The following is a 23,811-nucleotide window of genomic DNA, read 5'->3' on the forward strand; positions in this document are numbered from 1 at the left end:
AGTCGGCATGAACACGAGCCCTCGAAGCAAAGGTCGTCCGGAAGCGCTGGCCGAGAAGGTTTACCAGGCGCTGAAGCAGGACATTTTTGAGTTTCGACTGATGCCGGGCGACCGCTTCAGCGAAAACGAAATCGCCGATCGGCTGGAAGTCAGCCGCACGCCGGTGCGTCAGGCGCTGTTCTGGCTGGAGCGCGAGGGCTATGTCGAAGTGTGGTTCCGCAGCGGCTGGCAGGTGAAGCCGTTCGACTTCGAATACTTCGAAGAGCTGTACGACTTTCGCACCGTGCTGGAGTGCGAAGCGGTGCGCCGCTTGTGCGCGCTGCCCGCACCGCAGTGCATCGACATGCTGACCGCGCTGAAAAGCTTCTGGATTGATGCGCCGCCGCTGGCCGATGGCAAAGCGGTGTCGGCGCAGGATGAAGCCTTTCACATGGCGCTGGTGGCCGCCGCTGGCAATCAGGAGATGGCGCGCATCCACGCCGAACTGACCGAAAAAATCCGCATCATTCGCCGTCTCGATTTTACCCGCGACGACCGAATGGAGGCGACATACCGCGAGCACGCTCAGATTTTACGGGCGATTTTCCAGCAACAAACCGAGGAGGCGCAGCGCATTTTAACCGACCACATCGCCGTCAGTAAGGCAGAGGCCAGAAAGATCACATTGCATATGTTACAGCAGGCTCGACTTCAACCCATTGAATAACAATACAAACATAGTGAGGGGTTTACTGATGAAAAGACGTTCGTTGCTCAAGGCTTTCGCGCTCTCTGCCTCTGTGGCCAGCATGGGCTTTGCCTTTGCGGCGCAGGCTGCTGACACCATCAAGGTCGGCATTATGTCCTCGCTCTCCGGCACCATGGCGATCTCCGAAACGCCGTTGAAGGATGTGGCGCTGATGACTATCGATGAGATCAACGCCAAAGGCGGCGTGCTGGGCAAAAAGCTGGAACCGGTGGTGGTCGATCCGGCCTCCAACTGGCCGCTGTTCGCTGAGAAAGCGCGTCAGCTGCTGACGCAGGACAAAGTGGCGGCGGTGTTTGGCTGCTGGACCTCGGTATCGCGCAAATCGGTGCTGCCGGTGTTTGAGGAGCTGAACGGCCTGCTGTTCTATCCGGTGCAGTACGAAGGCGAAGAGATGTCACCGAACGTGTTCTACACCGGCGCCGCGCCGAACCAGCAGGCGATTCCAGCGGTGGAATACCTGATGAGTGAAGATGGCGGCAGCGCGAAACGCTTCTTCCTGCTGGGCACCGACTACGTCTATCCACGCACCACCAACAAGATTCTGCGCGCTTTCCTGCACACCAAAGGCGTGCAGGATAAAGACATCGAAGAGGTCTATACGCCGTTTGGTTACAGCGATTATCAGACCATCGTCTCCAACATCAAGAAGTTCTCTGCCGGTGGCAAAACTGCGGTGATCTCCACCATCAACGGCGACTCCAACGTTCCGTTCTACAAAGAGCTGGCCAATCAGGGCATCAAAGCCACCGACATTCCAGTGATCGCCTTCTCGGTCGGCGAGGAGGAACTGCGCGGTATTGATACCAAACCGCTGGTCGGGCAGTTAGCGGCGTGGAACTACTTCGAGTCGGTGGATAACCCAACCAACGCGCAGTTTGTGAAGGATTACCGCGCTTACGCTAAGGCGCACAACCTGCCGAACGCCAACACCGTGGTGACGAATGACCCGATGGAAGCGACCTACGTTGGCCTGCACATGTGGGCGCAGGCGGTAGAGAAAGCGGGCACCACCGATGTGGATAAAGTGCGCGCGGCGATGGCGGGACAAACCTTCAAAGCGCCGGACGGTTTCATCCTGACCATGGATAAAACCAACCATCACCTGCACAAGCCAGTGATGATTGGCGAAGTGGAAGAGAACGGTCAGTTCAACGTGGTGTGGCAGACCGAGCAACCGGTACGCGCCCAGCCGTGGAGCCCGTACATCGCGGGTAACGATAAGAAGCCTGATCATCCTGTGAAATCAACGCAGTAAGGGGTTGTGCTGGCTGTCCCCCATCCCGGCCTTCCCCCATAAATGGGGGAAGGAGACGCTGCCACATGCATGTTCATTGCTGGCATTGGGCAACGTCTTCCTCCCCCATTTATGGGGGAGGACCGAGGAGGGGGACAGCCACACCAATCCAAACCCAGCACAACTTCTCATCACAGGGCCAGAACCATGACAATCCGCCGTTATCTCTGCTGTCTGCTGTTACTGCTGCCCTGGCTCGCCCAGGCGGGCGATGGCGCAGACTTCGCGGCTGCCAGCCGCACGCAACAAGCCACGCTGCTCCAGCAGTGGGCCGCCGCACCGCAGGCCAGTCGCTTGCCGCTGCTGCAGGCGCTGCGCAATGAAACCGTGGTCATCGACCAGAAACAGCAGCCGTTCAGCAAACAGGGCAATGCGTTGCAGCCGCTCGACAGCGCGCAACAGCCCGACGGCGACACCAAAAAGCTGTTCATGAATAACCGCCTGCGCGTGCTGATCGCCAGCGCCCTCGCCGCCCACCAGCTGGTGAGCGACGATGCCGCGATCCGTTTACGTGCCGCACAACAACTGCAAAACGATGGCGTCGCCGACATGCTGCCGCTGATTGAGCAGCGCCTCGCGCTGGAAAAAGACGCGAAAGTGCACGACGTACTGCTGATGGCCGCGGCCAACCTGCAACTCGCCAGCCCGGATGCCGCGCTGCGCCTCAAAGCCGTCAAGCTGCTGGGCGAATCCAGCGATCCCAATATGCAGGCCAGCCTCAATCGCTTAACCCAGGCCAGCAATGAACCTGATGCCAACGTGCGCGATGCCGCCGCCGCCAGCCTGCAACAGATCAAAAAACGACTGATGTGGGGCGATCTGCTCGGCCAGGCCTTTACCGGGTTGTCCCTGGGTTCGATTCTGCTGCTGGCGGCGCTCGGTCTGGCGATCACCTACGGCTTGCTCGGCGTGATCAACATGGCGCACGGCGAAATGCTGATGCTCGGCGCCTACGCAACCTGGTTTGTACAGAGCCTGTTTCAGCAGTTCGCGCCGCAATGGCTGGCGTGGTATCCGCTGCTGGCGCTGCCGGTGGCGTTTCTGGTCACCGCCTGCATGGGTATGTTGCTGGAGCGCACCATCATCCGCCATCTGTACGGACGTCCGCTGGAAACGCTGCTCGCCACCTGGGGCATCAGCCTGATGCTGATTCAGCTAGTGCGCATGCTGTTTGGCGCGCAGAACCTGGAAGTGGCTAACCCGAGCTGGCTCTCCGGCGGTCTGCAGCTGCTGCCGAATCTGGTGCTACCTTACAACCGTATCGCGGTGATCCTGTTTGTGTTTGCCGTGCTGGGCCTCACCTGGCTACTGCTGAATAAAACCCGTCTCGGCCTGAGCGTGCGTGCCGTGACGCAGAACCGCGCAATGGCCGACTGCTGCGGCGTGCCGACCGGACGTATCGATATGCTGGCGTTTGGCCTCGGTTCTGGTATTGCCGGACTCGGCGGCGTGGCGCTGTCGCAGCTCGGCAACGTCGGACCGGAGCTCGGTCAGGGCTACATCATCGACTCCTTCCTGGTGGTGGTGCTGGGCGGCGTCGGCCAACTGGCGGGCACCGTGGTCGCCGCCTTTGGTCTCGGCATCCTCAACAAAGTGCTGGAGCCGCAGATTGGCGCGGTGCTCGGCAAAATCCTCATCCTCGTGTTGATCGTGCTGTTTATCCAGAAACGTCCGCAGGGCCTGTTTGCCTTCAAAGGGAGGGTGATTGACTGATGAGCCAGCCAATGACGTTAACGATTGCGCGCAAAGCGCCGCGCCTGACCCTCAGCCTCGGCGTGGTGATCGCTGCGCTGCTGCTGGTGCTGCCGTTTTGCGCCCTGCTGCCCGCCACGCATCCGCTGGCGATCTCCACCTATACGCTGACGCTGGTCGGCAAAATTCTCTGTTACGCCGTGGTCGCGGTGGCGCTGGATCTGGTGTGGGGTTACGCCGGATTACTGTCGCTCGGCCACGGTTTGTTCTTCGCGCTCGGCGGCTATGCGATGGGCATGTATTTGATGCGTCAGGCATCCGGCGATGGCTTGCCGGCGTTTATGTCCTTCCTTTCGTGGAGCGAACTGCCGTGGTTCTGGACAGGCACGCAGCATTTTGCCTGGGCGCTGTGCCTGATCATGCTGGTGCCAGGTTTGCTGGCGCTGGTGTTTGGCTTCTTCGCCTTCCGCTCGAAAATCAAAGGCGTCTACTTCTCGATCATGACGCAGGCGCTAACCTACGCTGGCATGCTGCTGTTTTTCCGCAACGAAACTGGCTTCGGCGGCAACAATGGCTTTACCGGCTTCACCACGCTGCTCGGCTTTAACGTCACCGCCACCGGTACGCGCATCGGACTGTTCGTCGCCACCGTGCTGTTGCTGCTGGTAAGCCTCGGCATTGGCTTCGCGCTGGCACGCAGCAAGTTTGGCCGCGTGCTAACCGCCGTGCGCGATGCGGAGAACCGCCTGATGTTCGTCGGTTACGATCCCAAAGGCTTCAAGCTGTTTGTCTGGACGCTGTCGGCGGTGCTGTGCGGGCTGGCGGGCGCGCTCTATGTGCCGCAGGTCGGCATCATCAACCCCAGCGAAATGTCACCCACTAACTCGATTGAAGCGGCGATTTGGGTGGCACTCGGCGGACGCGGCACCTTGATTGGTCCGCTGTTGGGCGCGGCCATCGTTAACGGTGCCAAAAGCTGGTTCACCGTGGCCTTCCCGGAATATTGGCTGTTCTTCCTTGGTCTGATGTTTATCCTGGTCACGCTGTTCCTGCCGCGTGGCGTGATTGGCCTGCTGCGCCGGAGGCGTGATGACTGAACACCTGTTTACCCAACCTCATCCAGCGGATCGTCATCGTGAACAAAGCGATCCGGTATTGCAGCTGGAGAAGATCAACGTGTCGTTCGACGGCTTTCGTGCGCTGACCGATCTCTCACTGAAGATCGGCGTGGGCGAACTGCGCTGCGTGATCGGCCCCAACGGCGCGGGAAAAACCACGCTGATGGATGTGATCACCGGTAAAACCCGCCCGGATAATGGTCAGGTGATCTACGACCAGGATACCGATCTCAGCAAAATGTCGCCGGTGGAGATCGCGCGCGCCGGTATTGGGCGCAAGTTCCAGAAACCCACGGTATTCGAAGCGCTAACGGTGTTTGAGAATCTGGAAATCGCGCTGAAAAACGACAAATCGGTGTGGGCCAGCCTGCGCGCGCGGCTGAACGGCGAGCAGCAGGATCGCATTGATGAGGTGCTGAAACTGCTGCGGCTGGGCGGCGAGCGTCAGCGCAAAGCCGGTTTGCTGTCGCACGGTCAGAAGCAGTTTCTGGAAATCGGCATGCTGTTGGTGCAGGACCCGCATTTGCTGCTGCTGGATGAACCGGCAGCCGGCATGACCGACGCCGAAACCGAGTACACTGCTGAGCTGTTTCGCAGCCTCGCCGGTAAGCATTCGCTGATGGTGGTCGAGCACGACATGGGCTTTGTTGAAACCATTGCCGATCACGTCACCGTGCTGCATCAGGGCCAGGTGCTGGCCGAGGGATCGTTACGCGAAGTGCAGGCGGACGATCGGGTTATCGACGTTTATCTGGGGCGTTAACATGCTGCAAGTCGCTGAACTGAATCAATATTACGGCGGCAGCCACATTCTGCGCGGCCTGTCGTTTGAAGCTAAACCGGGCGAAATTACCTGCCTGCTGGGACGCAACGGCGTGGGCAAAACCACGCTGCTGAAATGTTTAATGGGGCTGATTCCGGCCAAATCCGGCGAAATCCGCTGGCAGGATAAAGTGATCAACAGCCGCAAGCCGCACCAGCGCGTGCAGGCCGGTATCGCTTATGTGCCGCAGGGGCGCGAAATTTTCCCGCGTCTGACGGTGGAAGAGAATCTGCTGATGGGGCTGGCGCGTTTTTCTGGCGCACAGGCCAAAGCGGTGCCGGAGGAGATCTATCAGCTGTTTCCGGTGCTGCGTGAGATGAAAGCGCGCCGCGGCGGCGATCTGTCGGGCGGACAACAGCAGCAATTAGCGATCGGCCGCGCTCTCGCCTGCAAACCACAACTGTTGATCCTCGATGAGCCGACTGAAGGGATCCAGCCGTCGGTGATCAAGGAGATCGGTGCGGTGATCCGCCAGCTGGCACAGCGCGGCGATATGGCGATCCTGCTCGTCGAGCAGTTTTATGATTTCGCCGCCGAACTGGCCGACAGCTATCTGGTGATGTCGCGTGGTGAGATCGTGCAGCGCGGCGCCGGATCTGCCATGGAAGCCGACGGCGTACGCGGGTTGGTGGCGATTTAGTTGCACCGTTTCTTCGTAGGGTGCGCAGTTATGCGCACCTGGAAACCAGGTCGCCATGAATGGCGACCCTACCAATCGGAGGTGCGGTTTATGTAGGGTGCGCATTCATGCGCACCTGGAAACCAGGTCGCCATGAATGGCGACCCTACAAATCGGAGGCGCGGTTTGTGTAGGCTGCGCATTCATGCGCACCTGGAAATCAGGTCGCCATGAATGGCGACCCTAACAATCGGAGGTGCGGTTTATGTAGGGTGCGCATTCATGCGCACCTGGAAACCAGGTCGCCATGAATGGCGACCCTACCAATCGGAGGTGCGGTTTGTGTAGGGTGCGCATTCATGCGCACCTGGAAATCAGGTCGCCATGAATGGCGACCCTACGAATTGTGCATGGAATGGGATTATAAAATCCCGGTCTCAACGCTGAAATGGCGCTGCTCGCCGGGGGCCAGCTCAATCAGCGTGCCGGCGCGCTGTGCGGCCTTGAAACCTTCCGGACGGCAGGTTGACGGCAGCACATAGGCGGCGACCTGCTGATCGCGGTTATGCAGCATCCAGCGCGTGGCGTGCGGGAATTGCTGGCTGGAGAAGCGCGTCATCAGGGCAAAACCCTGCGGTGAGTGCAGCTCGAACTGCATCTCATCGCCGTACTGCTGGAGATCGTCGGCAAAAAACACGATCTCCGGATCGCACATCTGCGGTTGATCCAGCTGCTGAAACGCCTGCGGATCGCGCGCCAGTTGATCGGTGTAAGCGCGCCACTGCGGCGTGGGTTTTACGTGCGCCGGGATCGAGCTGCGCAGCCGGAACGCATCTGTAGGGATCGACTGCTGGAAACGGCCCTGATCCAGCCAGGCGCTGTTCAGATGACACATATACTGCAGCGGCATCGGCGCGCCCGCCAGGTTAGTGACGTTCATCTCAATGTGCAGGCGCGCAGCATTGGCCTCAAGGCGCACCGCCGGTGCCGCAAGATAGTGATGACCGAAGCCCTTCACATACTCGGTTTCGCCCTCCAGCGACAGGCGATCGTCCTCAAGCACGATCCACGCGCTGTCCATGCGCGCGCAGGCCATTTCGCCGTGCAGCGGATGATCGTCATCCTCTGCCGGACAGCCGTTAGCCAGCAGCCCGGAGTGAAAAGCGAAACAGCCGTAAGTATCAATGATCGAACTGCCGGGCAGCGGCTGCTTGAAGCTGTGGCCCATGGTCAGCGAATGGCCGTCAAAATTGGCATCCCACACCATCTGACCGTAGAACGGCAGCACGATCACCGTGCCGCGTGGATTGCTGATGCGCACCGCTTCCACGCCCGCGGGATAGCGAAACAGCTCGACGTGCAACGTCTCGTTGCGCAGCAGCGTGGCTGGCGTTTCATGAAACTGCTCACGACGTAACGGTAAACGGGTTTTCATGGCATCTCCTCAACTAAACGACCGGCTGCTTCCGCCTGCTTTTTATGACGCAGCTCGCCCCAGAAGAAGTAACCCACCCAGGCGAAGCACAGCAGGGACACGCCGAACGCCAGCTGCATCGATCCCAGATGATCAGAGACGAAACCCTGAATCGCAGGAATAAAGGCAGCACCGACAATCGACATCACGATAAACGCGCCCGCCACTTCGGTGTATTTATTATCGACGGTAGCCAGCGTTCCGGCGTAGATCGTCGCCCAGCATGGACCAAACAGCGCACTAACCAAGATGGCGGCATACACGGCGGTAAAGTTCGGCACAAACATCACATACGCCAGCGCCAGCACACCCAACAGCGAGTAGGCGATCAGCACTTTTTCCGCACGGAAGCGCGTCATCAGGAAGTTGGCGATAAATTTACCGATAAAGAAGCCGATGAAGCTGTAAATCATAAAGTTAGAGGCATGGCGCTCATTGATTGCGCCCAGCGTCAGCGCCAGACGAATGGTAAACGACCACACCGCCACCTGCATGCCGACATACAGGAACTGCGCCACAATGCCGCGTTTAAAGTGACGATTCGCCGCCAGATAGCGGAAAGTCTCGCCGAGCGATGGCAAAGATTTTTCACTGCTTTCCGGCTTGCAGCGTGGATAGCGGGTGAACAGGAACAGCAGCATCACCACCACCAGCACCATCACCAGATATTTGTAGGGTTCCAGCGTGTGCTCCAGCATGGTGAGACGGAACGCATGCGCCTGTTCCGCGTTCATGCCCGCCAGCTGACTCTCCAGACTGTCGCCCTCCTGGAACACCAGATATTTGCCCAGCACGATGCCCATCAGCGCGCCCACCGGATAGAAGGTCTGGCTGATATTCAGGCGCAGCGTGGCGTGATCGCGATGACCAATCATCGAGCTGTAGGTATTGGCGGCGGTTTCGAGGAAGCTCAAACCGATAGCGATGGCGAAAATCGCCGCCAGGAACATGGTGTAGGTCGCCATGTGCGACGCGGGATAGAACAGCACGCAACCCACGATATACAGCGCCAGTCCCAGCAAAATCGCCAGTTTATAGCTGGCTTTGCGGATCACCAGCGAGGCCGGAATAGCGATCAGGAAGTAACCGCCGTAGAACGCGCTCTGCACCAGCGCGCTGGCGAAATCGCTTAACGCGAACACGCTTTTGAACTGGGTGATCAGGATGTCGTTCAGACTCGCCGCACAGCCCCACAACGGGAACAGGCACGAGAGCAAAATGAACTGGAACAGCGGCGTTTTATTCAGATAGCCATCAGATTGCTGAACAATGTTCGGTTGCATAACTCGACCTCAGTGAACGTTGAGAAAACGCTGGAAGGTTTCCGCGTCGGGATATGAGCGCTGCGTGCCGCGACCGGTCACGCTGCAGGCGGCATAAGCCGAGGCTTGCGCCATCGCGGCCGGGATATCGCCGCTTTTCACCAGCTCGTGGGCGAAGCAACCGATAAAGGCATCGCCCGCGCCGCTGGTGTCCACCGCTTTTACCGCGGTGGGTGCAACCTGATGCACGCTGTCGCCAGACATCCACAGCGAACCGCGCCCGCCCAGCGTGATGATCAGGTTTTTCAGCCCACGTTTGAGCAGCGATTGCCCCGCCAGCTTCACCTCTTCATCAGTGGTGACCGGCATGCCGGTGAGGATCTCCAGCTCGGTTTCATTCGGCATGAAAAAGTCGCATTTGCAGGCGTATTCGATATTGAGATCCGCCACCGCCGGTGCCGGATTGAGGATCACTTTGATGTCATGCTGACGGGCAAAATCAATGGCGTAGTACACGGTTTCCAGCGGGATCTCCAGCTGCAGGATGATCAACTGGCAGCTTTTCAGCGCGTCGGCGGCGGCATCAATATCCGCCGGCTTCAGCTGCTGGTTGGCACCTTTGATAATCAGAATGCGGTTCTGCGACTGATCGTCAACGAAGATCGGTGCCACGCCGCTGGAGGTGCCTGCCGCGGTGGTGACGAAGCGGGTATCAACGCCCTGCTGTTGCAGATTGGCCACGGTATTCGGCGCGAACAGATCGTCGCCGACTTTACTCACCATCATCACGCTGCCGCCCATCTTCGCCGCTGCCACAGCCTGATTGGCACCTTTGCCCCCACAGCCGATGGCAAAATCAGGTGCTTCCAGCGTTTCGCCCGCTTTGGGCAGCTGATTGGTATAGGTAATGAGGTCCACCATATTTGACCCAATAACCGCAATATCCATTGTTTTCTCCCGGTGAATTTTTAGCGTTATAATGTTATTAAAATCACAATATCAGGTTAATAAAGTTAATTATGTGATAAATTTCACACCTCAGCGCCCTGATAAAAAGCCGATAAACAGCCATTCATTCGTAGAAATGAATGTTATTATTCTAACAATGCAACAACATTGAGAATCAGAGCGAAGCGGCTTGAGAGCAACATTTTGGCGGCACTGGTGACGTTTGCGGGCCGATCTCATTACAGGTAAGATTGAAAACTGGCCTGCTGGAGACGTCGCAAATCATTAAAATATGTGAGATTTATCGTGATTTTTGACCAGGCCACTTCGACTTCAGGATTAATTACGCAGAGATGATCATGGAAACCCGGCGCGACGAACGTATTCACAAGTTGGCTCAGGCGCTGAAACGCACCGATAAACTGCATCTGAAAGACGCGGCGCAGCTGCTGGGCGTGTCGGAAATGACCATCCGCCGCGATCTCACCGAGCCAGCGTCAACGGTGGTGCTGCTGGGCGGCTATATCGTCAGCGATCCGAAAAGCCACGTCGGACACTATTTCATCTCCGATCAGCACGGTCAGAACGCCGCACACAAACAGCGCCTGGCGCAGGCTGCCGCGGACCTGATCAGTGAAAATGACACGGTATTTTTTGATTGCGGCACCACGCTGCCGTACATCGTGGATGCGATCCCCGACACCTTGCCGTTCACCGCCATCTGCTGCGCGATGAACACTTTCCTGGCGCTGAAAGAGAAACCGGCCTGCAACGTGATCCTGAGCGGCGGCGAGTTCCACGCCGATAACGCGCTGTTCACGCCGATTGGCGCGCATTCGATCCTCGACGATCTCTGTCCGACGCTGGCCTTTATTTCGGCGGCAGGCATCGATCAGGAACAGGGCGCAACCTGTTACAACATCAATGAGCTGGCGATGAAGCACCACGCGATGCTGCGCGCACGTCAACGCGTGCTGGTGGCGGACAGCAGTAAATTTGGCAAAGTGCTGCCCGCACGCATTGCTGAATTGCGCCGTTTTGATTTGCTGGTAAGCGATAGCGCGCCGGAACCGGCGCTGAAGAACTGGCTGGCACAACAGAATATTCCGCTGCGATTGCCGTAAGTCGTAAATGGTTTTTCGTTAAAATATGAATTCAATATCACCGAACGCACGTATCGTAGCGGCGCAATTTATTGCGCATTTTCACCGCGACGAAAAAGTCAAAAAAGCGCGATAAATCGCGCCGCTACGGAATGTGCGGTCATCCATATTCTCATGCTTTCCGATCGATCACCGTATCACCGTCACGCAGACGGCGCAGGTTATCGCAAATCCCATTAATGATGCCCTTCATCGACACATCCGTAACGCCACCAATGTGCGGCGTGGCAATCACGTTATAGCTGAACACCGCATCGTTGGGATCGGGCGGCTCTTGCCAGAATACATCCAGCCCGGCGCCCGCCAGCGCTTTGCTCTCCAGCGCCGCCAGAAACGCAGCCTTATCAATTAAACCGCCGCGTCCCAGGTTGATCAGGAAACTTTCCGGTTTCATCTGCGCCAGTGCTTCTGCGTTGAGGATGTTATGGGTAGCGGCGTTATCCGGCAGGCTTAACACCACAAAATCGGCCTGCTGCAATAGCTGCGGCAATTGCGCCATATCACCAACCCAGTCGAGCTGATGCTGGCGCGCAAAGGCATCATCTGCCTCGCGTTTTACGCCAATCATGCGCATACCAAACGGTGCCAGACGCTTCGCCAGCGCTTTGCCGATGCCGCCCAATCCCACCAGACCAACGGTTTTGCCCTTCAATCCCATGCCAATGGGCTGACCGAGTTTCTGCTCTGCCAGGCACTGAGCGATCTCGTGCTGGCGACGCGCCAGGCCAATCATCATCCAGATACCGAGTTCCGCCACTGAATCGGCGTTGCCTGAATCATCGGAGGGAACGTTCGCCACCATGATGTCGGCGTGCGCTGCTGCCGCCAAATCAACGCCTTCCAGCCCAACGCCCGCCTGCTGAATGAGTTTGAGGCGATCCGCCGTTGCCAGTAAGCGCGCATCAACGCGGCACATGCCGGGAATCAGCGCATCAAAGCCCGCCAGACTTTCCGCCGCGTGACCGGCCGACGCCACAAACTCCACATCAGGCAACGTCTGACGAATGGCGGGAATCAATCCGCCCCAGGCATCTTCATCCGCAGCAATCAGCACTCTCATCGAACCTCCTCCGTTTTTTAAACAAAGAGATAAGTGTATACCCTAAATAATTTGAGTTGCAGGAAGGCGGCAAGTGGGTTCATCCCCAGGAGCATACATAAGTATGTGACTGGGGTGGACACGCGCAGCCAACGCACCTGCAGCTCAAAGTATGACGGGTATGAATAAAGGGCGAAAACAGCTAAACTTCTGTACCTAAAGTTCATAACTCACAGACCAAAAGGCTCAATACAACGTGGCTCAATTCGTCTATAGCATGCATCGCGTCGGCAAGGTTGTTCCGCCGAAGCGTCACATCCTGAAGAATATTTCTCTTAGCTTCTTCCCTGGAGCAAAAATCGGTGTACTCGGCCTGAACGGCTCGGGTAAATCGACGCTGCTGCGCATCATGGCCGGTATCGATACCGATATCGAAGGGGAAGCTCGCCCGCAGCCGGGCATCAATGTGGGTTATCTGCCGCAGGAACCGCAGCTGAACCCGGAGCACACCGTGCGTGAATCCGTTGAAGAAGCGGTTTCAGAAGTGGTTGGCGCGCTGAAGCGTCTCGACGAAGTGTATGCGCTGTATGCCGATCCCGATGCGGATTTCGACAAGCTGGCCGCTGAACAGGGCCGTCTGGAAGAAGTGATCCAGGCGCATGATGGTCACAACCTCGATACCCAGCTGAACCGTGCGGCCGATGCGATGCGTCTGCCAGACTGGGATGCCAAAATCGCTACCCTTTCCGGTGGTGAGCGCCGCCGCGTTGCGCTGTGCCGTCTGCTGCTGGAAAAGCCAGACATGCTGCTGCTCGACGAACCCACCAACCACCTGGATGCCGAATCCGTGGCATGGCTGGAACGCTTCCTGCACGACTTCGAAGGCACCGTTGTGGCGATCACGCACGACCGTTACTTCCTTGATAACGTTGCCGGCTGGATTCTGGAACTGGACCGCGGCGAAGGTATTCCGTGGGAAGGTAACTACTCTTCCTGGTTGGAGCAGAAAGATCAGCGTCTGGCGCAGGAAGCCTCTTCTGAAGCGGCACGTCGCAAATCTATCGAGAAAGAGCTGGAGTGGGTGCGTCAAGGCGCGAAAGGCCGTCAGTCGAAGGGCAAAGCCCGTCTGGCACGCTTTGAAGAGCTGAACAACACCGATTACCAGAAGCGTAACGAAACCAACGAACTCTTCATTCCACCTGGCGCACGCCTCGGCGACAAAGTGCTGGAAGTGACCAACCTGAAGAAATCGTATGGCGATCGCGTGCTGATCGACGATTTGACCTTCTCCGTACCGAAGGGCGCGATTGTCGGCATCATCGGTCCGAACGGCGCGGGTAAATCTACGCTGTTCCGCATGATGTCAGGTCAGGAACAACCGGATTCCGGCACCATCGAGCTGGGCGAAACCGTCAAGCTGGCGTCAGTTGATCAGTTCCGTGACGCGATGGACAACTCCAAAACCGTGTTTGAAGAAGTGTCTGGCGGTCAGGACATTATGCGCGTTGGCAACACCGAGATGCCAAGCCGTGCATACGTTGGTCGCTTCAACTTCAAAGGCACCGATCAGGGCAAACGCGTGGGCGAGCTGTCAGGTGGTGAGCGTGGTCGTCTGCACCTCGCCAAGCTGCTGCAAGTCGGCGGCAACCTGTTGCTGCTCGATGAACCTACCAACGACCTCGACATCGAAACCCTGCGCGCGCTGGAAAACGCCCTGCTGGAATTCCCAGGCTGTGCCATGGTGATCTCGCATGACCGTTGGTTCCTCGACCGTATCGCCACCCACATCATCGATTATCAGGATGAAGGCAAGGTGGAGTTCTTCGAAGGTAACTTTACCGAGTACGAAGAGTACAAGAAACGCACCCTCGGCGCCGACGCGCTCGAGCCGAAGCGTATCAAGTACAAGCGTATGACGAAGTAAGGCTTTTGCTGTGAAAAAGGCGCCGACTGGCGCCTTTTTTTATGGCTGAATCAACTGCCCAGCATCTGCTTCACCAACTCGACGCAGCGCAGGAAGCGTGTGTCGTAGTCATCTTCTTTAACGTGAACAAACTCGATATTGTTTTCACGCAGCATGGTGATCAGCATGGTCTGGAACTCGCGGCGATCCATTGAGCTGCCGAGGCTGCGCAATCCATCCGCCACCCAGGGCACGTTGTTTTCCAGCAAAATTACCAGGTCGAAACGGTACTCATCAATCAACGCCTGCACAAACGGGTGCTCGCGTCCTTCGTACTTGAGGCAAAACGCCTGCGTGGTGATGAAATCGGTATCGATAAAGGCGACTTTACTGGCGTACTTCACGGCGAAGTCGATGTATTGCGCCTGACCGAGCGCGATTTTATCGTAGTCGGAATATTGCAGCGCCATTTCGTCGCCACCGAGGTGTGAGAAGACATAATCGCGGCCATATTCCCATGCGCTGGTGGTGTTGAAGATGTTCGCCAGCTTGTTCACCAGCGTTGATTTGCCGCTCGACTCACCGCCCAGCACCGCCACGGTGCGCACGAAGAATGGCTTCACTTCGGTCGGAATATATTCCCAGTAGCGGAACGGATCCTGACGAATCTGGCCGCCGCTGATGTTCATAAAGGATCGATTGGGATCGATCACCACCGCCGGAATGCCAAGGTGCTGCTCATACATCGCGGCATCGGGTTCTTCACTGGTGTAGACACAATTCGGCTCGATGCCCTGCTCAGCCAGAAAGGTTTTGACGCCGCCGCTCCACACATCCCAGCCGTGCGGATAAGGTTCGATGCCCTCTTCGTCGAACGAATGGATACGGATATTTTTCTGGTATTTGAAGGTTTGCAGCAACCAGCGTAGTCGATCGCTGATGGTCGGCTGCTGCGACATGGCGCTGTTTTCAAACAGTTCACGATCGCGCGGATCGTCGTGGCCCATGATGATGTGCAGCTCATCCACCTGACTGCAGGCGCGCTGGATCAGATAGATGTGGCCGGTATGCAGCGGATAAAATTTCCCGAACACCACACCAACGGTTTTATCGCGGCGCGGAAATTCCAGGCCAAGAAAACGGTGCAGCGCTTCCAGCTTCTGCGCGCTCGGGCTTTTGATTTTGGCGTTGAGCAGCTGGCTTAAGTAGCCTTTGGTCATTCCGCTGGCGTCGGCAACCTGCTGCAGCGTGTGGCCTTGCTGGCGAATGGCTGTTTTCAGGTAGTCAAATGATGACATTGAGTGCCTCCTGCGTGGAATAAAATGGGGTACGGTGCGCGCTGGCCCTCACCCCGGCCCTCTCCCGCAAGCGGGCGAGGGAGAAAAGATACGGCGCGACTTTCAACTCAGGCATTCAAACATTGCCGATCGGTTCCCTCTCCCTTTGGGAGAGGGTTAGGGTGAGGGAAACCCGTTACAACTCATCCAGAATCGCTAACGCATCCGCCAGCTTCTTCGCGCTGTACACCTTCATCCCTTCTACCGGTTTCTTCGGTGCATTACCGGCCGGGACGATGGCGCGCTTAAAGCCGTGCTTCGCCGCTTCGGAAATGCGCTCCTGACCGCTCGGCACCGGGCGAATTTCGCCGGCAAGGCCCACTTCGCCAAAGATCACCAGATCCTGCGGCAACGGACGATCGCGGAAGCTCGATACCATCGCCATCAGCAGCGCCAGATCGACGCTGGTTTCAGTGACTTTTACGCCGCCGACCACGTTGACAAACACATCCTGATCCGCCATCTGCAACCCGCCGTGGCGATGCAGCACCGCTAACAGGATCGCCAGGCGATTCTGCTCCAGACCTACCGCAACGCGGCGTGGATTGCCCATCATCGAATGGTCCACCAGCGCCTGAATCTCGACCAACAGCGGACGCGTACCTTCCCACAGCACCATCACCGAACTGCCCGAAGTGATCTCATCACCGCGTGACAGGAAGATGGCTGAAGGATTGCTGACTTCGCGCATGCCTTGTTCGGTCATGGCGAACACGCCCAGCTCATTCACCGCGCCAAAGCGGTTTTTATGGCTGCGCAAGGTACGAAAACGCGAATCGGCGTCACCATCCAGCATCACCGAACAGTCGATACAGTGTTCCAGCACTTTCGGGCCGGCCAGCGAACCGTCTTTGGTGACGTGACCGACCATGATGATCGCCACGCCGCGCGTTTTGGCGAAGCGCGTCAGATACGCAGCCGTTTCACGCACCTGCGCTACGCTGCCCGGCGAAGATTGGATTTCCGCCATGTGCATTACCTGAATCGAGTCGATCACCATCAGTTTCGGCTGCTCCTGCTCGGCGATCAGGCAGATCTGCTCGATGCTGGTCTCCGACAACATATTAAGGTTTTCGGTGGGTAATCCCAGACGATGGGCGCGCATCGCGACTTGTTGCAGCGACTCTTCGCCGGTGACGTACAGGGTTTTCATCCCTTCCGCCAGCTTGCACATCACCTGCAGCAGCAGCGTCGATTTACCGGCGCCCGGATTACCACCAATCAAGATGGCGCTGCCCGGCACCACGCCGCCGCCCAGTACGCGATCGAACTCTTTGAAACTGGTAGAGAAACGCGGCAGGGCTTCGAGGCTGATCTCCGATAGCTTCTGCACGCGGCTAACGCCCGCGTTGCCGCCGGCATAACCGCTCAGACGCTCGTTACGCGCCGCCGCAGGCGAGGCGGCAATGCGCACCTCGGTGATGGTGTTCCACGCATGGCAGGCGCTGCATTGCCCCTGCCAGCGCGGATAATCAGCGCCGCATTCGTTACAAACGAAGGCGCGTTTTGCCGCTTTGGCCAAATCAAATCCTCAGTTAACGCTCTTCGTGAATCAGGCTGCCGGTCAGAATGCAGAACACACCCATCAGGTCAGCATGACGGATGATGATTTCCGTCTGCTCATTCACTTTAGGTTTAGCATGATAGGCGATACCCAGCGCCGCGGTTTTAATCATCGGCAGATCGTTGGCACCATCGCCAATCGCCACCGTTTGTTCCGGAGCAATTTCAAAGCGCTGTGCCAGATCGTTCAGGGTATCGGCTTTAAATTGGGCATCGACAATTTGTCCCAGCACCTGGCCGGTTAGCTTGCCGTCACGAATTTCCAGCTCGTTGGCCACCGCCGCGGCTAAATGCAGCGTCTGGCGCAAATAGTCGGCGTAGAAGGTGAAGCCGCCCGAGGCGATCGCCACCTGCCAGCCCAGCGCCTGCAGTTTCTGCACCAGCGTGGTTAAGCCTGGCATCAGCGGCAGCGCATCGCGCACTTGCATCAGGATATTGGCATCCGCGCCCGCCAAGGTGCCAACGCGTTCGCGCAGGCTGGCTTTGAAATCCAGCTCACCGCGCATGGCGCGTTCGGTGACTTCCGCCACCTGCTCGCCGCAGCCCGCCAGTTTGGCGATCTCATCAATGCACTCAATCTGGATCGCGGTGGAATCCATGTCCATCACCAGCAAACCTGGCGTTTTCAGATGCGGGATTTTGCCGAGCGGCGCCACATCAAAACCGGCTTCATGCGCCAGTTTACTGGCGCGCGGCGTCAGCGAGCCTGCCAGACGTATCACCTGATACTCATCGACATTCCAGGCGCTGACGATCACCATCGCCGCACCCAGCTTATGCTGATAATCGGTGAGTTTTTGTTTATCGAGCCCGCGCCCATACAGCAACCAGCCAGTCCGACCGGCACGGTAATCCAGCGGCATCACTTCATCACCGCTGAGGGAAAGGGGTAAACCCGGCCAAAGTGAAACATCGGCGGGCAGATCGCACCAGGTAAGACGATTTGGCATTACAGCTCCTGTAGGGACAACAAAACCACGCAAGAGGCTACCTTGTCTGCGCGGGTTCTGGCAACATAATTGCCAGCCTTTCTGCTGTTACATCACACGGGTTTCTGATGGTTAAAACCGCACTGAAATTTCGCCTGCATCGCACGGTGATTGTTCTTATCTCGCTGGCTCTGTTAGTGGTTCTGATGCAAGGCGCATCCTGGTTTAGCCTCGGCCATCAAATGGCTCGCTCTGAACAAGTGGAAGAACTGGCGCGCACGCTGACCAAACAGGTGGCGTTTAGCCTTAAACCGCTGATGGATAACAGCGATGATAACCGCACGCAGATTGCCGCGATCCTCAATCAGATGACCGACAACAGCCGCATTCTGGATGCCTCCGTCTACGCCGATGATGGCAGCCTGGTGGCGCACAGCGGCGAAAGCATTAATGTGCGCGATCGACTGTCGCTGGATGGCAAACGCGCCGGCAGCTACTTCAACCATCAAATTGTGCAGCCGCTGGAAGGCAAAGATGGCCCGCAAGGTTTCCTGCGCGTCACGCTGGATACTCACGTGCTGGTGACGGAATCACGTCAGGTGGATAACACCACCAACATCCTGCGCCTGATGATGTTACTGGCGCTGGCCATCGGCATTATCCTGACGCGCACCCTGCTGCGCGACCGCCGCACCCGCTGGCAACAGTCGCCGTTCCTGCTGACGGCAAGTCGCACGGTGAAAGAGGATAAAGAAAAAGAGGAAGAAGAGGCGGCTGCAGCAACCACAGAGACTGAAAAAGAGCGTTAAGAATAGATCTGTTTTACCTCTTCTCAACCCTTCGTGAATAGATTCGTGAATAGATACTTGAATAGATTTTTTGCACAAAAAAGCCCGCAAAGCGGGCTTCTTAGCATCATCACGATGGTAAAGATGAATAGATACTTTTAACCTTCGGTCAGAATTGCTTCCAGCTCGGCCAGCGTTTTCACCTGCCAGGTTGGCGTGATGTGATCGGGTAACGGACGCGTGCCGTGATCGATCCAGCAGGTCTTGAGGCCGGCGTTCATACCGCCGAGAATATCCGATTCCGGCGTATCGCCGACCATCAGCACGCGGCTGCGATCCGGGTTGCCCAGCAAGGCCAGCGTGTGATCAAAGATCGCCACGTCAGGTTTCGGTACGCCCACTTCTTCAGAAATCACCAGCGCATCAAACACATCGAGGAATCCGGTGCGCTCAAGGCGCGCCTGCTGCAGCGCGGTGAAACCGTTGGTGATGATGGCGATCTTCACTTTGCCTTTCAGCGTTGATAACAGATGGGCTGCGCCTTCGAGCGGCAGGCAGATTTCGGCCATGGCGCTAAGAAAATCACTGTTCAGCACTTCCGGCGCCACGCTGAGTTTCTCGCCCCACAGCGTGAAGCGGCGCGTTTGCAGTTGCAGCGCGGAAATGCTGCCGTTTTGGTAATCCACCCACAACGGTTTGTTGATGGCTTGATAATCAGTGTAATCCTGCGTGGTAAAGTGCACGTCATATTGGGCAAACATGCGCTGCAAACCGGCGTAGGCATCGAAATGGAAAAGTGTGTCGTCTGCATCAAACAGGATGCAGTCCCAATCGTTTAGCATGGTGCTCCTTTCAAATGACTTACAGCGTTAGCGCCATGATGATGGCATCTTCGCGTCCGCTGGCGGTGGGATAATAGTTGGGCCGCACGCTCACCTGATGGAAATCCAGCTGCTCGTACAGCGCAATCGCCGCGCTATTCGAGGCGCGCACTTCTAGCCACAGCGTCAACACGTCGCGCCGCTCCAGTTCAACAATCAGATGCTGCAACAGCTGACGGGCATAGCCGCGACGTTGAAAATCGGGATCGACCGCAATGTTGAACAGCGACGCTTCATCCATTACCACTTGCGTGATGGCGAATCCGGCCAGCTTACCGTCGGCTTCAAGACGATAATTAACAAATCGTTCGCCCTGATTGCTGGTAAACGTCTGCTCGCTCCACGGAAAAGCATGGGCGCGACGCTCAATGGTCAGCAGTTGCGGCTGGTCTTCAGGGGTGACTAAAGAAATGGTTGTCATGGTTACACATCTGTTGCCACAGGGCGCGTTTTGCCGCGCCGCTGCTGATCAATTCATTGAAAACGGCGGTGTTAAACGTAATGCCGTTAAAGGGATGTTCGCTCTCAACGCCCAGCAACCAGCCAGCGCAATCGACTTGCTCCGGCAGCATTTGCAGCTGTTCCGGCGTCAGCGCCATCACCTGTGCGGGTTGAATATTGAGGGCGTGCAATACGTCGCGAATCAGCGGTTCTTGCAACGTTGGGGCGTGTTCGGCCACCAAAACCAAGCGCGTGTCGGGCAAAAGCGTAACGGCAATTTCCCCTTGCAGCACGCGCGGACGCCGCAGCTGATACTGCGTAATCCCCATTTGCTGTAGAAGCCAGTCGCGCCTTGTGCTCATGCTATTACCCGTTATGCTGCCAGAATGCGTCGCTATGCTAGCAAACCCATCGAACATGCGCCAACAAAGCACTATAATCGCCGCTCTGATTTAACAGGAGCGTTCCATGTCTGCTTTTACCCCGGCCAGCGAAGTGATTCTGCGCCACAGTGATGAATTTACCGCCCGCAACGTGTTGTTTGCTGGCGACCTGCAGGATGACCTGCCCGCCCAGCTAGAAACCGCGTCGAGCCGCGTGCATACCCAGCAATATCATCACTGGCAGAACCTTAGCCATCGCCTTGGTGAACGTGCGGTTTACAGCATGGTTGCAACCGCTGCCGATGTTGAAGGCTGCGATACGCTGGTTTATTACTGGTCGAAGAACAAACCCGAAGCGCAGTACCAGCTGCAAAACCTGCTCTCTCTGCTGCCGGTAGGCTGCGATATCTTCGTGGTGGGTGAAAACCGCAGCGGCGTGCGCAGCGCCGAAGGCATGCTGGAAGCGTGGGCGACGCTGGAGAAAGTTGATAGCGCGCGTCGTTGTGGCCTGTATCACGGTCGTCTCGATAAGCAGCCAACCTTTGATGCCAGCAGCTACGGCAATACTTATCAGCTCGAGGATCTCACCATTCATACCTTGCCGGGCGTGTTCAGCCGCGATGGTCTGGATATCGGCAGCGATCTGCTGCTCTCCACGCTGACGCCGCATTTCCGTGGCAAAGTGCTGGATATCGGTTGTGGCAGCGGCGTGCTGGCAACCGTGATGGCGAAAGTGTCGCCGCGCGTGCGTCTGTGGCTGTGTGACGTGCACGCTGCCGCGATCGAAGCGAGTAAAGCCACGCTGGCCGCCAATGAACTGGAAGGTGAAGTGTTTGCCAGTAATGTGTTCTCGGACGTTACCGGCCGTTTCGACATGATCATCTCCAACCCGCCGTTCCACGATGGCCTGCAAACCAGCCTCGAAGCGGCTAACACGTTGATTCGCGGTGCGCTTAAGCATCTGAACAGCGGCGGCGAACTGCGTATCGTGGCTAACGCCTTCCTGCCGTATCCGCAGATTCTGGATGAAACCTTCGGCAATCACGAAGTGCTGGCGCAAACCGGACGCTTCAAAGTCTATCGCGCCGTATATGGTCGCGGTGCCAAAACGCGTTAATTGCAGCGCGGCGGCAGAAACGTTGCTTTTTAAAGCGATCGTTTAGCCGTCGCGAAATATGTGTTGACGCAATGAGTAAAATCTCTAAAATGCGCCTCCGTGGTTAGCAATACTTTAGGGTGTTGTTAGTTTGCGATGGTGGCGGAATTGGTAGACGCGCTAGCTTCAGGTGTTAGTGTTCTTACGGACGTGAGGGTTCAAGTCCCTCCCTTCGCACCAAACTAAAATCACACAGTTTATATCTGCGCACTGAGCGATGGTGGCGGAATTGGTAGACGCGCTAGCTTCAGGTGTTAGTGTTCTTACGGACGTGAGGGTTCAAGTCCCTCCCTTCGCACCAATGCGACGATATAAACAGACAACTAAGATGCGATGGTGGCGGAATTGGTAGACGCGCTAGCTTCAGGTGTTAGTGTTCTTACGGACGTGAGGGTTCAAGTCCCTCCCTTCGCACCAACAGTTGTCACTCCTTTCGAGCAGTAAATTCCCCGAAAGATTTTTCTAACGAACTTCACGCTCTTAGCGTGATGTTGTCGTTTCTGCAATTTGATCAGATGACGTGGAAATTGACCGACACCGCTGCTAATCCGCCCGCCAATGCCAGACAAGACGGCAGCAACAGATAGTGACGCAAACGATGGTGAAACAGCATCACCACGGTCAGCAGCAGCGCCACAATCATCACCACCCGCCATTGACTGAAACTCGGTTCCCATAACGCGAAAATCGGCATCGCCGCGCAGGGTAATAACACGCCCCAGCCGCTATCCAGACGTTTACCCATTATCCAGCTCACGCCCCAAAGTCCGCAGGCGGCCATTATCGCCATGATCATCGCGCAACCCTTAAATGATAAACATTCGTATTATCATATGACAATATTTCTCATCTTGCAGCGAATTTTTTGTCGCAAGCCATGCCGGATGACAGAATTACTGGAAAATGCTAAATTGCCGCCGATAACAATATCGCTAACACAACAATAACGTGCTCTCTATCCGGGTAGGTAAACTATTACTTACGGATAGCGCTTTGATATATCAGGGCTGTCACGAGAATAATAATGAAATTACAATCTTATGATGAGTTGAAACAGAGTAAATATCGGCTGTCGCTGATGCTATTTCTGTTTCTTAATGTCGCCGTTTCGCTTTTTTGCCTGCTGCCGATTTTAGGCAGCGACAGCCCAATACGCTCGCTGCCAGTGGCCGTTGTGGCGGGCTTCAGCTCCACGCTGCTGGTTATTTGTTTAATGGCGTCAAAACAAAAATTACCGCTATTAAATCCTGTGGCTTTTATTTTGGGTGCGCTGTGGGCGTGGCATATTAACCACAGATATCATCTGGTTTACTATTTTGATGGCAGCTTTTTAATTATCAGCCTGTTAAGCGTGTTCTTTATCAGTGCAATTGCTCTCAGTGATTATTTGATTGCATTCTGTTTACACATCACGCCGCCGGTATTAACCGTGCTGTTATTGGATGATGGTCAGCATTTAATGATGATCTTATTCACTATTACGCTGCCGTTAATCGGCTTTTCACTGCACCATTTAATGCGTCGTCGCTTTGATACCTTTACTCGTCGGCTGGTAAGCCAGCTGTATGAGGAAAAAGAGAGCTTCAGCGATTTGAGCATGCTCGATCCGCTTACCGGCTTGTACAACCGCCGTGGATTGAAGAATCGTCTTGATACCATTATGGAAAACCACGCCGGCAGCCACTTTGTGCTGCTGCTGGATATCGACCACTTCAAAGCCTACAACGACAATTACGGCCATGCGATGGGCGATCAGGCGTTGGCGCGCGTGTCCGTGGCGATCCGCGACGCGGTACGTTCGCGCGATGTGGTCACACGCTACGGCGGCGAAGAGTTTCTGGTGCTGATGACTAACGTTAACGCCTCAATAGCGATGAAACTGGCTGAACGCATTCGTCAATATGTGGTGGATTTGGAAATTCCGCACCGCTTCAATGAGAAAGTGTCGACGCACGTCACCATCAGCGCCGGCATTGCTCCCATCTTTGCTGACGACTTTGACCAGGCGGTCGCCAATGCCGACCGCGCGCTGTATGTGGCGAAAAATCAGGGACGTAACACCATTCTGGCGTGGGAAGATTTGCCGAAATTGACGCAGGCGAGTAATGAACTGATATAAAGCCTTGTCGTTATCAAACGCACACATCGTAGCGGCGCAATTTATTGCGCGATAAATCGCGCCGCTACGAAATGTGCGTTAGCAGACGCATGTGCAGAAATGTTGTTCAAAATGCCGGGAACGATTATCAT

Annotated in this window: 22 protein-coding genes and 3 tRNA genes; 14 read left to right on the forward strand and 11 right to left on the reverse strand. The window is 56.6% G+C overall.

Going from position 1 to position 23,811, the window contains the following annotated elements; translation table 11 throughout:
* The first annotated feature begins 7 nt into the window (after nucleotides 1–7).
* From HX773_RS05590 to urtE, 6 genes are all read left to right on the forward strand, one after another.
* A complete protein-coding gene (locus HX773_RS05590; protein WP_176970754.1) occupies nucleotides 8–706 on the forward strand; it encodes a GntR family transcriptional regulator in 699 nt (232 codons plus the stop codon).
* A 28-nt stretch (nucleotides 707–734) separates the two neighbouring features.
* The gene (urtA, locus tag HX773_RS05595) at nucleotides 735–2,003 is read left to right on the forward strand and encodes an urea ABC transporter substrate-binding protein (protein WP_176970755.1); all 1,269 of its coding nucleotides are present in this window, start codon (nucleotides 735–737) and stop codon (nucleotides 2,001–2,003) included.
* A 186-nt stretch (nucleotides 2,004–2,189) separates the two neighbouring features.
* Complete coding sequence (gene urtB, locus HX773_RS05600; protein WP_176970756.1) at nucleotides 2,190–3,755, forward strand: urea ABC transporter permease subunit UrtB; 1,566 nt, start codon at nucleotides 2,190–2,192, stop codon at nucleotides 3,753–3,755.
* Complete coding sequence (gene urtC, locus HX773_RS05605) at nucleotides 3,755–4,831, forward strand: urea ABC transporter permease subunit UrtC (protein ID WP_176970757.1); 1,077 nt, start codon at nucleotides 3,755–3,757, stop codon at nucleotides 4,829–4,831. Before urtB ends, urtC begins: the two co-directional genes overlap by 1 nt.
* Complete coding sequence (urtD, locus tag HX773_RS05610; protein WP_176970758.1) at nucleotides 4,824–5,615, forward strand: urea ABC transporter ATP-binding protein UrtD; 792 nt, start codon at nucleotides 4,824–4,826, stop codon at nucleotides 5,613–5,615. The genes urtC and urtD overlap by 8 nt, the downstream gene beginning before the upstream one ends.
* Before the next feature lies 1 nt (nucleotide 5,616).
* Entirely contained in the window at nucleotides 5,617–6,315 is a 699-nt protein-coding gene (urtE, locus tag HX773_RS05615) for an urea ABC transporter ATP-binding subunit UrtE (protein ID WP_176970759.1), read from the forward strand.
* A 400-nt stretch (nucleotides 6,316–6,715) separates the two neighbouring features.
* On the opposite strand, the gene HX773_RS05620 is transcribed toward urtE, so the two are convergent.
* The 3 genes from HX773_RS05620 to rbsK are packed head-to-tail and all read right to left on the reverse strand — an operon-like array spanning nucleotide 6,716 to nucleotide 9,978.
* A complete protein-coding gene (locus HX773_RS05620; protein ID WP_176970760.1) occupies nucleotides 6,716–7,729 on the reverse strand; it encodes an aldose 1-epimerase family protein in 1,014 nt (337 codons plus the stop codon).
* The gene (fucP, locus tag HX773_RS05625; RefSeq protein WP_176970761.1) at nucleotides 7,726–9,051 is read right to left on the reverse strand and encodes an L-fucose:H+ symporter permease; all 1,326 of its coding nucleotides are present in this window, start codon (nucleotides 9,049–9,051) and stop codon (nucleotides 7,726–7,728) included. The genes HX773_RS05620 and fucP overlap by 4 nt, the downstream gene beginning before the upstream one ends.
* A gap of 9 nt (nucleotides 9,052–9,060) precedes the next feature.
* The gene (gene rbsK, locus HX773_RS05630; RefSeq protein WP_176970762.1) at nucleotides 9,061–9,978 is read right to left on the reverse strand and encodes a ribokinase; all 918 of its coding nucleotides are present in this window, start codon (nucleotides 9,976–9,978) and stop codon (nucleotides 9,061–9,063) included.
* A 359-nt stretch (nucleotides 9,979–10,337) separates the two neighbouring features.
* On the opposite strand from rbsK, the gene deoR reads away from it, so the two are divergent.
* Entirely contained in the window at nucleotides 10,338–11,102 is a 765-nt protein-coding gene (deoR, locus tag HX773_RS05635) for a DNA-binding transcriptional repressor DeoR (protein WP_176970763.1), read from the forward strand.
* A 151-nt stretch (nucleotides 11,103–11,253) separates the two neighbouring features.
* Here deoR and HX773_RS05640 read toward each other — a convergent pair whose 3' ends face one another.
* Nucleotides 11,254–12,201 carry a 2-hydroxyacid dehydrogenase gene (locus HX773_RS05640; RefSeq protein WP_176970764.1) on the reverse strand — a complete coding sequence of 316 codons (948 nt, stop codon included), beginning with the start codon at nucleotides 12,199–12,201 and terminating at the stop codon, nucleotides 11,254–11,256.
* A gap of 235 nt (nucleotides 12,202–12,436) precedes the next feature.
* Between HX773_RS05640 and ettA the strand changes: the two genes are divergently transcribed.
* On the forward strand, nucleotides 12,437–14,104 hold the full coding sequence (gene ettA / locus HX773_RS05645) for an energy-dependent translational throttle protein EttA (RefSeq protein WP_008101764.1): 1,668 nt from the start codon (nucleotides 12,437–12,439) through the stop codon (nucleotides 14,102–14,104).
* 50 nt (nucleotides 14,105–14,154) lie between these two features.
* Here ettA and nadR read toward each other — a convergent pair whose 3' ends face one another.
* The 3 genes from nadR to serB form a co-directional block, all read right to left on the reverse strand.
* Entirely contained in the window at nucleotides 14,155–15,381 is a 1,227-nt protein-coding gene (gene nadR, locus HX773_RS05650) for a multifunctional transcriptional regulator/nicotinamide-nucleotide adenylyltransferase/ribosylnicotinamide kinase NadR (protein WP_008101769.1), read from the reverse strand.
* Between the two features lie 175 nt (nucleotides 15,382–15,556).
* On the reverse strand, nucleotides 15,557–16,942 hold the full coding sequence (gene radA, locus HX773_RS05655; RefSeq protein WP_007886867.1) for a DNA repair protein RadA: 1,386 nt from the start codon (nucleotides 16,940–16,942) through the stop codon (nucleotides 15,557–15,559).
* A 13-nt stretch (nucleotides 16,943–16,955) separates the two neighbouring features.
* The gene (serB, locus tag HX773_RS05660; RefSeq protein ID WP_101762181.1) at nucleotides 16,956–17,933 is read right to left on the reverse strand and encodes a phosphoserine phosphatase; all 978 of its coding nucleotides are present in this window, start codon (nucleotides 17,931–17,933) and stop codon (nucleotides 16,956–16,958) included.
* Nucleotides 17,934–18,040: 107 nt separating this feature from the next.
* On the opposite strand from serB, the gene HX773_RS05665 reads away from it, so the two are divergent.
* Complete coding sequence (locus HX773_RS05665; RefSeq protein ID WP_176970765.1) at nucleotides 18,041–18,721, forward strand: YtjB family periplasmic protein; 681 nt, start codon at nucleotides 18,041–18,043, stop codon at nucleotides 18,719–18,721.
* Nucleotides 18,722–18,858: 137 nt separating this feature from the next.
* Here HX773_RS05665 and yjjG read toward each other — a convergent pair whose 3' ends face one another.
* The 3 genes from yjjG to HX773_RS05680 are packed head-to-tail and all read right to left on the reverse strand — an operon-like array spanning nucleotide 18,859 to nucleotide 20,384.
* Entirely contained in the window at nucleotides 18,859–19,542 is a 684-nt protein-coding gene (yjjG, locus tag HX773_RS05670; protein ID WP_176970766.1) for a pyrimidine 5'-nucleotidase, read from the reverse strand.
* 19 nt (nucleotides 19,543–19,561) lie between these two features.
* Entirely contained in the window at nucleotides 19,562–20,002 is a 441-nt protein-coding gene (gene rimI, locus HX773_RS05675) for a ribosomal protein S18-alanine N-acetyltransferase (protein WP_176970767.1), read from the reverse strand.
* A complete protein-coding gene (locus HX773_RS05680) occupies nucleotides 19,974–20,384 on the reverse strand; it encodes a DNA polymerase III subunit psi (RefSeq protein WP_176970768.1) in 411 nt (136 codons plus the stop codon). Before HX773_RS05680 ends, rimI begins: the two co-directional genes overlap by 29 nt.
* Before the next feature lie 106 nt (nucleotides 20,385–20,490).
* Between HX773_RS05680 and rsmC the strand changes: the two genes are divergently transcribed.
* From rsmC to HX773_RS05700, 4 genes are all read left to right on the forward strand, one after another.
* Nucleotides 20,491–21,522, forward strand: a complete 1,032-nt coding sequence (gene rsmC / locus HX773_RS05685) for a 16S rRNA (guanine(1207)-N(2))-methyltransferase RsmC (protein WP_176970769.1) — start codon at nucleotides 20,491–20,493, stop codon at nucleotides 21,520–21,522.
* 132 nt (nucleotides 21,523–21,654) lie between these two features.
* Nucleotides 21,655–21,741 (forward strand) — tRNA-Leu (locus tag HX773_RS05690).
* A 34-nt stretch (nucleotides 21,742–21,775) separates the two neighbouring features.
* Nucleotides 21,776–21,862: transfer RNA gene (locus tag HX773_RS05695), tRNA-Leu, on the forward strand.
* Nucleotides 21,863–21,891: 29 nt separating this feature from the next.
* Nucleotides 21,892–21,978 (forward strand) — tRNA-Leu (locus HX773_RS05700).
* A gap of 94 nt (nucleotides 21,979–22,072) precedes the next feature.
* Here the strand turns inward: HX773_RS05700 and HX773_RS05705 are convergent.
* Complete coding sequence (locus HX773_RS05705; protein WP_176970770.1) at nucleotides 22,073–22,357, reverse strand: DUF1435 domain-containing protein; 285 nt, start codon at nucleotides 22,355–22,357, stop codon at nucleotides 22,073–22,075.
* 228 nt (nucleotides 22,358–22,585) lie between these two features.
* Between HX773_RS05705 and HX773_RS05710 the strand changes: the two genes are divergently transcribed.
* Nucleotides 22,586–23,680 (forward strand): diguanylate cyclase, encoded by a 1,095-nt coding sequence (locus HX773_RS05710; RefSeq protein ID WP_176970771.1) that lies wholly within the window; start codon nucleotides 22,586–22,588, stop codon nucleotides 23,678–23,680.
* The last annotated feature ends 131 nt before the right edge of the window (nucleotides 23,681–23,811 follow it).

The sequence above is a fragment of the Pantoea sp. B9002 genome (assembly GCF_013385945.1).
GTDB lineage: Bacteria > Pseudomonadota > Gammaproteobacteria > Enterobacterales > Enterobacteriaceae > Pantoea.